Here is a 12028-nt window from a genome sequence, read left to right on the forward strand (position 1 = left end):
CGGGCGGACATCGCCGCGTGACAATGATGCCGAGGAGACTCCGTCGGCGGCTCGGCCATGGCATCGAGAGCGGCTCCGCGCCCGTCGGCCGGAAGCATCCCCCTGACTGCCATCGCAGGAAACGCATAGACTCAGGAAAGGATTCGACAATGAGCGATCAGCGCGTGAAGGTCGGCGACAGCGATCTGGAGGTGTTCCCGCTGGTACTGGGCGGCAACACGTTCGGCTGGACCAGCGACGAGGCGACCAGCCGCAGGGTGCTGGACGAGTACGTCGAGGCGGGCGGCAACTTCATCGACACCGCCGACGTGTATTCGGCGTGGGCGCCGGGGAACGCGGGAGGCGAGTCCGAGATCATCCTCGGCCGCTGGCTGGCCGTGCGGTCCAACCGCGACGATGTGGTCATCGCCACCAAGGTGAGCGAGCATCCGCAGTACAAGGGCCTGTCGCACGACAACGTGATCGCCGCCGCGAACGAGTCGCTGCTGCGTCTGGGCATCGATACGATCGATCTGTACTACGCCCACTTCGACGACAAGAGGACGCCGCTCGAGGAGACCGCCGCCGCATTCGACGAACTGGTCAAGGCCGGCAAGATCCGCGCGATCGGTCTGTCGAACTACACGGCCGACCGCATCGAGGAGTGGCTCTCCATCGCCCGCGAGCACGGCTACGCGCTGCCGGTGGCGCTGGAGCCGCACTACAACCTCGTGACCCGCGGCAACTACGAGCGCACGCTCGCCCCGGTGGCCGCACGCGAGAACCTCGCAGTGTTCCCCTACTTCTCACTGGCCGCCGGCTTCCTGACCGGCAAGTATCGTTCCGCGGCCGATGCCGAGGGCAAGGCGCGTCAGGGCATGGTCGCCGACTATCTGACCGCCGACGGCTTCGCGCTCGTCGACGCGCTTGACGCGGTGGCCAAGGCGCACGGCACGGCGATCGCCACCGTGGCGCTGGCCTGGCTGCGTCACCGTCCGCAGGTCGCCGGCCCGATCGCCTCCGCCCGCACGCCCGAGCAGCTGCCCGCACTGCTTGATTCGGTGTCGCTCGATCTGTCCGCCGACGAGATCGCCGCGCTTGACAAGGCATCCGAGCCGTTCACCAGGTAGGAGCGGTAGGAGCGGTAGGAGCGGCTGTCCCGTTGCGGGGTGATCACCCCGGAAACCGCCTTGACAATCACCCCGGGCATAATCACCGTTCGTTGACATTCCCGCTGCGATAATCGGAATCATGAGTCATTTCATTTCACGTTGGCTGGTACTGACGATCGCGGCGGGTGTCATGGTCGCGATTCTGCCCGGCATGGAGGCGGTCGGCGAGCCGCCGATCCTCGGCATCGCCGCGTTTTCGCTGTTCATGGCGCTTATCAATGCGTCGATCAAACCGGTCGTGCATCTGCTTGCCCTGCCGATCTCGATCCTCAGCTTCGGCCTGTTCGCTCTGATCATCAACTGGCTGTTCATGCGGTTGTCGTCGTGGCTGGCGATGGGACTGTTCTCGGTGGGCGTGATCATCCACGGGTTCTGGTGGTCGGTGCTTGGTTCGCTGATCATGACGATCGTCTCGGGCATCGTCAGCTCGGTCATCAACGAATAGCCAACACGAATACAACGAGCAATCCCGCCTGAAATCGGATGGCATCGGATGGTCGTCGGATATGGAAAAGCCCCGTCGAACCGGGGCTTTTCCATATTCAGCATGTGTGGCCGGCAGCGATCATCCGATCACCGACGCGGCTGCTTCCACACGACGAGCAGGATGACCGCGCCACCGACCAGAGCGGCATCGGCAAGAAAGACGAGCACGTTGAGGAACGTGCCGTAGACCGAAAACAGCGTGAGCAGGCTGCACAGCACCTTTACGCCGGCACCGGCGACGAGCAGTGCGAACAGCGTCATCCTGAACCATGACGGGGCGTTCTTGACCAGCGTCAGACCGATCAGGAACACTGCCAGCGCGATCGTCAGATACCACCAGGGACGGAATCCGAGCAGCAGGTAGCCGAAGTTGGCATGGTATTCGCCGGTGCGCCAATCGTAGCTGCCGCTCGCATTGCCGACGCCGACCAGCGAAAGGAACTCCTGGAGCAGATCAATGCCCATGAACACGACCATGAGGATGAACGACAGGTCGGTGAACTTGCGCACGTCGAGCTTGTCAAGGAAATTCGGCACCGGCTGGGCCGGGTAGCCGTAACCGGGCTGCATCGGGTAGCCCGGCTGGCTCGGATACGCGCCGTACGGCTGTCCGTATCCGGGCTGTCCGTAGCCGGGGGCGGCCTGCGGCTGCTGGGGCTGCGGCTGCCCCTGCGGCGCGAACGCCGGCTGCGGCGCTCCACCCTGCGGATACTGGTTTGGCTGCTGCTGAGGCATCGGCTGCTGCGGCATCGTCATGGCGTTCCTCTTTTCTGACGGGTCATACGGCCATCGGTTACGATAAGGCCACTATACCGCCGCAATCCTGAGATGGGAACACCGGTCCGCCATCATCCACTATCCGTTCATATCCGCCTCTCGACGCATATCGTCCATTCGCCTCGTCAGCACACGCATCCAGCACACGCCTCACCGGCACGCCTCGTCAGCGCGTCTCGCCGGCATCTGTTTGAGCTGCGGCATCTCCGACGGGATCATCGGCGGCATCATCGGCATCATCGACCGCGGCATCATACCCCGACCAGGTGGCCTCGTGCAGCGAGGTCAGCCCCGTGTGGGGATCCTTGCGCGTCACATACGCCTTGGTCGACACCTCGAGGATCTCCCCCGTCTTGCTTTCGGGCGCGGACACGATCACCTGGAAGCCCAGCCGCGGCAGCACGCCGAGCGCACGCTTCGTGTAGCGGCCGTCGGCCTTGATGAGCGCCTCGTCGAGGAACAGCGTCGTATAGCTCGGCCTGAGCCGATGCTCCATGCCGCCGCCGAGCAGGTAGATGAGCGCCGCGCCGTACACGAACGACGTCAGCTCCTGCAGCGCGCCGCCGGAACGGCCGCCGGTCGAGGTGATGCGTTCATCCGGGCCGTCCGCGTGGCGCACGATCGCGTAGAACGACGAGCGGCAGCGCGGGTCGAGGTCGCGCGCCCCATAGCTGCGGATGCCGTTGACGTCCTTCACCTGCGCGAGCTCGCGGCGCAGCAGTTCGATCATCGGCGCGCATGCGGCGAACGTCTTCCGCGCGGCGGCGCGGTCGAACGCCGCAGCGGCGCTCTGCGCGTCCTTCCAGCCGTTGAGCGCGCCAATGACGCGCTGCAGCTGGGTCGAGAACGCGCGGTCGGGTCTGCGCACGTCCGCATGCAGCGACAGACTGCCGTGCCGCGGACCGAACTGCTGGCCGTCGAGCATCGCGTTGATGCGGTCGAGCTGGTCGCGGATGTCGCCGGCATCCGTGTCGATGGCGCGTTTGATGGTCAGCAGGCTCATGAGCAGCTGGCCGAGGCAACGCCGGTATTCCTCATCGGTGGCAGTGACGGCGACAAGCCGCGACAGTCCGTCGAGCTCGTCGAGATAGTAGCGGTAGTCGTCCACGCTGGCGGTGAGCGCATCGTCGTCGGACGCATACCGGTCGATGTAGTCGGCCATGGCGATCTCGACCGCGCTTCGAGCCGTATCCGCACGGTCGGCGAGCGTATGGATGCGTTCGGCCATGTCGCCGCCGATGCCGTTGACGACCCGCTCGCAGAACGCGTCGTCGACCGACACGCCATCCGCCGCGCCTTGACCGGCGCCGAGAATCATGTGGGCGCGCATCGCGGCGTCGGTGAATCCCGCGAACCGGCGCTCGTAGCTTTGCGACAGCGCCTCGGCGAGATCGTCGTCAAGCGGCGTCGGCCGGCGATCCGGCTGCGGCTCGGTCTCGCGATGCGCGTCCAGCCATGCCCGGGCGGCCTCGACTGCGGCCGATGCGGCCGCCGCTGCCTGCCCCGCCTCGACGCGCTGACGCTGGGCCCTGTCGAGTTCGCCGTCGAGCGCGGTCTGCATGTCGGCGAGACCGGCGAGCTCCGGATTGTCCCTGATCGAGGCGATCGTCGATTCGAGCTGCCGCACATGCCGCTGCGCCCCCGTCGCATCGATGCGCTCCCACGCCGTGTAGGCGATCTGACCGGCGAGTTCGCGCTCGCGCTGCAGCCGTTCGCCGGCCGCCCGGACGTTCTCATACGCCTTGTCGGCCGCGTCCGCCTTCGCTCTGGCCTCGTCGATCTGCCGACGCAGCAGGTCGAGATAGCGCGCGTTGACGAATCCGATGATCTGCTGGCGCCCTTTGACGCCATGCTGGCCGCGTTTGCCCGATTTGATCTGTCCGTCGAGCTGCACCTGCCGATCGGTCCGGTCCGCATCGTCGATCGCTGCGACGCAACGCGCGTCGAGCCGCTCGGAACGGGTCTGCGCGCGCAGCCAGCCGGCGAACGGCGAATCGTCGCGGAAACGCAGTTTTCCGGACATCCATGCACCCTCGCGCGCATCTTCGCGCGCACCCTCGTCATCGCTGCCACCGGACGCGGCGAACCCAGCGGATGAAGCGGCATCGGTGCCGTAGTCGGCATCAGCTGCGGCTGCGACACCGTAGTCGAGGGTCGTGTCGACGAACTGCCATGTGCGCCGCGCCATCGCATGCGGATCGATGGCGCTCACCTTGGCGGCGAAGCCCCGCTCATGACGCTTGTCGACGAGAATGGTCTGCGCGATCGGCGCATAGACGACGTTCATGGCAAGCCGCCACGGCTCCTCGCTGTCGCGCACATCCATGATCTCGGCCGCATACGGCAGCTCGTCGGCGCTCAGACCGGTCGCACGGCACAGCATCGCCCTGGTCTCGTCCATCTGCTGCGAGATGCGCGTGCGCCGCGCATGCTGACGCTCATAGTCGCGTTCCAACGCGCGCAGCGTCTCGGTCGCGTCGGCCCGCTCGCCGAACGCCTGATTGCGCGCATCCTCCAGTTCGTCGCGGCGCTTGTCATAGGAACCGGTGAACACGACCGCGTCGATGCGCGCCTGCTCCCAACCCTTCTCGTCGACGGGAATGGTTCTGCCGACCGCCTCGTATCCGCGCGCGATGCGGTCACGGGTCTGCTCGGCCTCCGTCGCATCGCGGCGCGCGGCGTCGAGCTCATATTCCAGACGGGACAGGTTGCCGCCGTCGAGATGGTGCATCTGCTCACGAACGGCGTCAATGCGCGACCGCAGCTCCTGGGCTCTGCGATCCGCGGCCCGCTCGTCGGCAAGACGGGCGTCGCGCTCGCTCGCATCCACCGGCATGCGTGCGGCGACCTCCTCGCGCATGCGATCTACCGTCCAGCGCCGAATCGTCGCCGCGCCATCGGCGAGGGACGGATCGACCGGCGCGAATCGCCTCACCTGGCCCTCGGCACGCTCGTATGCGGCGTAGTCGTCACGGATCTTCTCCAGACGCTCCATGCGATTCGCCTTGTCCTGCATCGCACGGAAATTCTGCGCATAGCGGTCGTAGTCGTCGACCGTGGCGCGGGCCAGCTCCAACGCCTCCGGCACGCCGAGCACGCCCTGTTTGAAGATGTCGTCCAGGCGCGACGGCGCATCCGCCGACTGGATCTTCGCCAGCAGACGGCACGCCTCGGCACTCAGCCCCATGATCGACCAGATGTGCTCATGGAACGCCTCGGCGCTCGCGAAGGTGAGGCACTGCGGGTAGGCGGCCTTGAGCTGCGTGGGCGTGAACGGCGCATCCCGGTAGGCGTCCATCGTCCGCGGGTCGATGGTCCGATCCCATGTCACGTACTGTCGGCGCACACCGCCGCGCTCGTCGCCGGGCATGAGATACAGGAACTTGCCGCACGACAGCGTGGCGCCGTCGGTGAGGTTGCGATACGTGTCGACGATCGCGCCCCAGACCGCCTGCGGCGCGCCGTTCGCATCGCGACCGCGCAGATAGATCGGACGCTCGCCGTCGCCGTCGTCGCCCACGCCGACCATGCCGAGCAGATACGTGTAGTCGCTGCGTTCGGAACGCCCCGAGTTCGATGCCTTGTTGAACGGCGTGCCGGTCGGATACAGCAGCGAGATCTGCGCGTCCACGAGCGTTGACTTGCCGGATTCGCTGGCGCCGGCGAGCAGCGTCACCGGCAGCGACTTGTCCATCGACGGGCGGAACACGTGGTAGCCCTCATAGGATCCCCAGTTGACCAGCTGGCGGCTTTCCATCATCCAGCGGTCGGCGATCATCTGCATCTGTCCGGCCATCACTCCCCCTGTCCGTCGTTCACCCGTGCGCGGTCCGTCGATTCATGTTGCGTTGATGCTCGATCCGTTGATGCGCGGCCCGTCGCAATGCCCGCCGACGACGCATCCTGATCATCCGCGAACAGCGGCTCCGCATATCGCGTCTCGTCGGGAATCTCATACGCGGGATCGGCGTCAACACCGGCGTCAGAATCGGTGTCGGAACCGGTGCCAGCACCGGCCGCAACGGCATCGTCGGCCGCCTCGCCGCTGCGCGCATCCTCACCGCCGCGCGCGCCCCCATCAGCGTCCTCGCCGGTGTCGCCGACGGTTTCGTCGCCGGCGATCGACAGCCACGAATCGGCGAGCTCGCGGTCGAGCACCACCGGCACGAGCGGCGTGATGCGGAACATCGTGTCGTCGTCGGCAAGCCGCTCCAGATAGCCGTACGTGCACATGGCCGAGGTGAGCGCGCCGACCTGCCGCAGCACGCCCTCCTCGTCGTTGCGCGCCGCCAGGTAGCCGGTTCCGGTGGCGAGCGCCGCGCGAATCTCCTCGAAGCTGATCAGCCAGCGTTCGCTGGTCTCGTGCGAGTTCTCGTATTCGAGCACGCGGACGCGCAGCACGGCGAGCAGCGCCGCCTCCTCGCGTTTGAGGCTGGCGCGGGTCTTGAGCGCGCGCAGCGTCACGTCGGGGCCGGTGACCGGCATGGCGATCATGATGCGGTATCGCTCGTTGACGACCAGTTCGAGCAGGTCGTTGTTGAGCGAGCGGATCACGGCGTCCCGGTTGTCGAGCACGGTGTCGTAGAGGTCGCCGGATATGTAGCGTTCGCGTTTGAGGGCGATCGCGGCCCGTCTGGCGTCGGCGGTCATGTCGCCGGTGTCGCCCTCGAACAGGGCGTATGGGTTGACCGAGCCGGTGCCGGCCGACTCCGGGTCGGCGGATTGCGTACCGGTTGGCTCTACGTCAACCGACTGGGTGCCGACCGACTCGGCGCCTACCGAGCCTTCCGCCGTGATGCCGCCGTCATGCGCGCGCGTCATACCATCGATGTTGTTCATCGTCATTCCCGTCCGTTCTCCCTTGTGCTGTGCTTGCTGTGCGATTCCGCCGCCACTGCGTCCTGCCGCTGCGCCGCCGGTATCCTCATCGCCATTGCCTCGCGACCGAGCGACCCCGCGCGTCTGCGCATGCCGCGCGCATTCCCGCGCGAGGTCAATGCGTTCGGTCAGCGCGCCCGGTCAGTGCGCCCGATCAGTGCGCCCGATCAGTGCGCCCGCGTGATGGCGTCCAGCTCATCCCTGCCGACCATTATCCTCCGCGTCATCCAGTCGCGCGGTCGGCCGTCGAGCGAGATGCAATGCCATGTCGTCGCGCCGAACCGTCCCCCGGTGTCGCCAAGGCCGTCAGACGGTTGCGGTTCGCCGTCCTCGGCCCGAATCGCGCCGAGGAATCCGACGATCTCGCCTTCCCGGCGTTCACGCTCGGGCAGTCGGTTGAAGCTGGCGGCCATGTCGATGCGTCCGTCCGCCGCCGTCACCGGGTGGGCGAGGATGAGCGCGGCCATGCGTCTGAGTCGCGGCCCGCCGTCCGCGATCATGGAGTCGAGGTCGATCGCCGGCGCGTCGTCCGCAGTCGTCGGTGAATCAGCCAATTGCGGCATGGTGGAGCGGGCCATCGATCTGGCGGGTCGGGTCGGCAGCACGGCGAGCTGTCCGCCGGCGCTGCCGGTCGGATATGGGCGGGCGGCGTCGCCCGGATGCTCCCTTGCGTCGGCGTTGAGGCGCACGACGAGCCGGTTGAGTCTGCCGAGCATGGTGCGGTATCGCGTGTCGGACTGCTGGCGGACGAGTCGGCTGACCGCCTCGTCGGAGACGCGCATCTGCCGGCGCACCGCCTCGAGACCCACGTAGATGCGGTCGAGTTCGTCGCGGATCTGGTCGAGCAGCGCGCCCGATTCGCCGGCCAGATACGGGGTTTTCGCGATGTCGCGCAGGGCGGCGTCGATCTGCTGGCGTCCCTCGTCGGTGATGATGACCTGAAACGCGTCGTCGAATCGTCTTCCGGAATCGGATTCGTGGAACGAGCGTCGGTATTCGTCATGGTAGGCGGTGAGGATCTCGTCGACGCTCATGTCGCCGCTCTGCATGCGTCGGCGCAGCGCGTCGCCGTTGTCGCGTTCGGCGAGCACGAGTTCGCGCAGGTCGATGGGCACGCCGCGCAGCGTGTTGTGGATGACGGCGATGACGTCCTTCACCTGGGATTCGCTCAACGCCGCACGTCCATGACCTTGCTGGATCTGCTCGATCTCCTCGCGGCGCTCCCTGATCTCCTGTCGCAGCAGTCGCACGCGTTCGGCGGGGTCGACGGTCAGCTGCATGCGCGCGTGCTCGATCTCCATGATGATGCTGTTGGCCTGCGCGCCGGACAGTGCGCGCGTATCGTCCTCAAGACGACCCAGCGCCTCGATGGCGCGATGGGCTCGCGCGGTGAGCCGGTAGAGGAAGCGATGGGATGCGGCGTCGTGCGCGTTGGCGAGCCATGCGTAGTCGCCGTCGCCCTCGCGGCTCAGATCGACGAGGATCTGATGCGCCGCCTGGGCGGTAGTCTGCTCGGGTTTCGCGCTCCATTCGCCGGCGTCGGCGAGCAGATTCAGGCTTTGTGCAAAGCGCTCCTCAAGGGTCTCTCTCGGCAGTTCGCCGGTCAGCGGGTCGAATGCGGAACGCAGCAGCGCCACGTAGAGTCGGGAGTTCTGCCGCAGCAGCAGACGGAGCACGCCGGTCTCGTACACCAACCGCAGCCGTTCCATCTGGCGCCTGACATCACCCATAAGCCCGCCTCGCTTTCGTTTCGCAGCTTACTAGGGTATCATGCCGCTTCCCGCTACGCCGGCCCGGCCGCAGCCCTATGCACCCGCCGCGGCATCTGTCATGCTGCGTCGTTCGTCATTGTGATGCCTCATTGCGAATTGCCGACAAATCACCTCTCGATGATGGAATCATGATTCCGCTGATGCTGTCTGGCCATACGCTGGGAGGGAATTCGGTGAGGAACCGGCGGAACTCCTCAGCCGACAGATCGTCGGGAACAGTGATGGCGTTGGCCATATCATCAGGTTCGGGGTCCTTCATCCAATCGAATCCCTTCGCACGCGCCTTCCTTGCGAATTCGAGCATATTGCGCTGCGTGTCGGGATTGGGCTTGGGGCGTGAGGCGTCGCCGGAGAGCGGAGGCTGCGCGAAGTCGGGATTCGTCTGCTCGCAGGTGGCGTAGTCACCCTGTTTGCCTGCATATGGCGTACCGGCGAGCCCACTGGAGTCGGCGACCGCGATCCAGCTTCCCGACGTATCCGTCTTGCTATAGGACACGCCCGGATACAGCGCTGATGCGGAAGTGTCGGTCTCCAATCCGTCCGCGTCCACGCCCACGGGATTGCCATCCGCGCCAAGCATGCGCAGGAGCACCGTAGTCTGCGGAAGCGGGTCCGAAGTGCCGTCCATCGACAGCGACAGCGTATCGCCGAGCCTCGCGTCGATGCCCTCGTCGGTCAGGCAGACGACGAAGCGCTTGGCAATGGTCTCCAGACTTGCGATGCGGTCCTCAGACGGCAGCTGGGACTTGTATTGCGGTACGGCCTGCTCATCGCCGCCGGTGCGGTCCAGAGGAGATGAACATGCCGTCTGGACGAGCGCGCATGCGATCAGTGCCGCGCACAGCGCCGTCTGAACGACGCGGGCCTTGCGACGAGGACTGCGGCCCGCGCAACCGTCATAGTTCATGTGATTCAGGTGGTTCATCTTCAACTCCGTTGTTCCGCGTTGCGCGTCATCGCGAAATCTGTCTTCAGTTTATCGTCCGGACCGCTGCGACGTGCCGTCCGCCCCCGACGGCGGGTCCGTGGACGGCAGCCATCCATCGTCGAGGCAGTCTGCAATGCGATGGGCACGAAGCTCGCAACGTCACGCCTGTCAACAAGCACATTCTGCGCTTCCGTCAGCGTTGATACTCCTCAAGCGTGACGCCTTCGTCGTGAATGGTCCGGGCCGCCTCGGCGCCGACGTAACGGTAGTGCCACGGCTCGAACAACACGCCGGTGACGTCGTTTTTGCCGTCCGGGTAGCGCAGGATGAACCCGTATCGCCACGCGTTCGCCGCAAGCCAGTCGTAGACGCGCTGATTGGCGTCCGCCTCCGAGGCTCCGACCGCGTTGACGTCGATCGCCAATCCGAGCTCGTGCTCGCTGGTGCCGGGCACCGCGACCTTCGTCTCGGCTGCGGCGGCGGCCTCCTTCTCGCTCATCCCCTGATGGTTCACATATTGGAATACCGTGCTGTCCATGATCTGCTGCTGCTCGTCATGCGTGCGATATCCGGCCGTCACCTCGGGGCTGATCCCGTCGGCGCGCATCGCGTCGAACATGCGCTGCAGCTCCGGGTAGATGCGCGAATCGACCTGCTGCCCGTTGGCGAGCTTCGTCAGTTGGGGCGCAGGGTAGTCGTCGGGTATGCGATGCCACCGGTTGACGACGATCAGATTCCATGATCGCGCGTCGTAGGCGGCCTGCGGCACGCCGGGCGCGAACGGTCCGATATGGGCGATGCGGCCAAGGCCGAACAGCACGCCGACCGCGAGCGCCGCGACGGCGACGAACGCGACGGCCAGCCGCCTGAGCGATCTGATCATGCGTGCGCGGCGAAACTCGGCGAAGCTGCGCACGTGGCCTGCGGCGCGGCCATCCGCTTGCAGCGGCCGACTGATGGAAGCGGACATCGATGCAGATGCGGATGCGAACGTGGGCATCGGCGCGGACGTGGGCATGGCTGCGGTCCGCGCGTCGGATTCGATCATGGTGCGCGGCATGCGCTCCTCCCTTCCTTTCCGTGGATTACCCTCCATCGTAGGAAGCGCAGGGGTTGCCGCCATCGGCCGGCGGAACGAGATCGTCACGCGGCGCCGCCGGCTCTCATCTCGGCTCTCATCCTTGGGAATGAGCGGCGCACCGGCGGCGAGCAGAAGGCCGCGATGCGCAGGATCACGGCGATGCCGGATGCTGCGGGTCCAGGCCTGATTCAGTGGGTCGTGCCCATGATCTCATCCGCATCGTCGTCGGCGCCGACCGCCGCCTCGATCGCGAATTCGAGGGCTCTGGCCATCGTCGTGATCTCCATCGTGGGCGTGCCGTTCGGCTTGCCCACGCCCTGCCCGACCGCGAACGGCACATGGATGAACCCGCCTTTGACGCCGGGGAATCGGCGGTCGATCAGATAGAGCACGGTGTACATGAGCGCATTGCACACGTAGGTGCCGGCCGTGTACGACAGGGCTGCGGGGATGCCGTGGTCGTTGATGGCCCGGACCATCGCCTTGACCGGCAGCGATGCGAAGTACGCCGTGTCGCCGTCGGCGCGCAGCGGCGTGCCGTTCGGGCGTTCGCCGTCGTTGTCGGGGATGGACGCCTCGGCGAGGTTGATCGCGACCCGTTCCACGGTGATCGCCGATCGGCCGCCCGCCTGACCGACGCACACCACGATGTCGGGCCGTTCGCGCTCCATCGCATCCTCGACCGCCGTCGCACCGCGCGTGAACGCGGTCGGCACCTCCAGCCTGGTCACTCGTCGGCCCGCGATCCGATCGGGCAGCAGACGAACCGCCTCGTACGCGGGGTTGACGCTCTCGCCGCCGAACGGGTCGAAGCCGGTGACGAGAATCCCTCCGGATGGTTTCGCTGACATATCGCTCTCCTCGCTCTCCTTCATGACTCATCCACGATACCGAACGATGCCAACGATGCCTCGGCCGCCCGCCACTGCGCCACCGCCACCGCGCCACCACTGCA

The 12028-nt window shown here is 66.5% G+C and carries 8 protein-coding genes and 1 pseudogene; 2 read left to right on the plus strand and 7 right to left on the minus strand.

Annotation, left to right across the window (positions count from 1 at the left end):
* Positions 1-149 precede the first annotated feature (149 nt).
* A complete protein-coding gene (locus EHS19_RS01610) occupies positions 150-1109 on the plus strand; it encodes an aldo/keto reductase (RefSeq protein ID WP_151916037.1) in 960 nt (319 codons plus the stop codon).
* Between the two features lie 121 nt (positions 1110-1230).
* Positions 1231-1596: a phage holin family protein gene (locus EHS19_RS01615; protein WP_151916038.1), complete on the plus strand. Its 366-nt coding sequence runs from the start codon at positions 1231-1233 to the stop codon at positions 1594-1596.
* 128 nt (positions 1597-1724) lie between these two features.
* On the opposite strand, the gene EHS19_RS01620 is transcribed toward EHS19_RS01615, so the two are convergent.
* From EHS19_RS01620 to pcp, 7 genes and pseudogenes are all read right to left on the minus strand, one after another.
* Positions 1725-2393, minus strand: coding sequence for a hypothetical protein (locus tag EHS19_RS01620; RefSeq protein WP_151916039.1), 669 nt, complete (start codon positions 2391-2393; stop codon positions 1725-1727).
* 187 nt (positions 2394-2580) lie between these two features.
* Positions 2581-6210: an ATP-binding protein gene (locus EHS19_RS01625; RefSeq protein WP_151916040.1), complete on the minus strand. Its 3630-nt coding sequence runs from the start codon at positions 6208-6210 to the stop codon at positions 2581-2583.
* Between the two features lie 260 nt (positions 6211-6470).
* Positions 6471-7259, minus strand: a pseudogene (locus tag EHS19_RS01630) (DUF4194 domain-containing protein); the annotation flags it as partial.
* Between the two features lie 200 nt (positions 7260-7459).
* Positions 7460-9022: a DUF3375 family protein gene (locus tag EHS19_RS01635; RefSeq protein WP_151916041.1), complete on the minus strand. Its 1563-nt coding sequence runs from the start codon at positions 9020-9022 to the stop codon at positions 7460-7462.
* 115 nt (positions 9023-9137) lie between these two features.
* Positions 9138-9989: a hypothetical protein gene (locus EHS19_RS01640; RefSeq protein WP_151916042.1), complete on the minus strand. Its 852-nt coding sequence runs from the start codon at positions 9987-9989 to the stop codon at positions 9138-9140.
* A gap of 196 nt (positions 9990-10185) precedes the next feature.
* Positions 10186-11052 (minus strand): M15 family metallopeptidase, encoded by an 867-nt coding sequence (locus tag EHS19_RS01645; protein ID WP_241677013.1) that lies wholly within the window; start codon positions 11050-11052, stop codon positions 10186-10188.
* 209 nt (positions 11053-11261) lie between these two features.
* Positions 11262-11924 (minus strand): pyroglutamyl-peptidase I, encoded by a 663-nt coding sequence (gene pcp, locus EHS19_RS01650; protein WP_151916043.1) that lies wholly within the window; start codon positions 11922-11924, stop codon positions 11262-11264.
* Between the last annotated feature and the right edge of the window lie 104 nt (positions 11925-12028).

It is taken from the genome of Bifidobacterium jacchi, from assembly GCF_009078285.1.
Classification (GTDB): Bacteria; Actinomycetota; Actinomycetes; order Actinomycetales; family Bifidobacteriaceae; genus Bifidobacterium; species Bifidobacterium jacchi.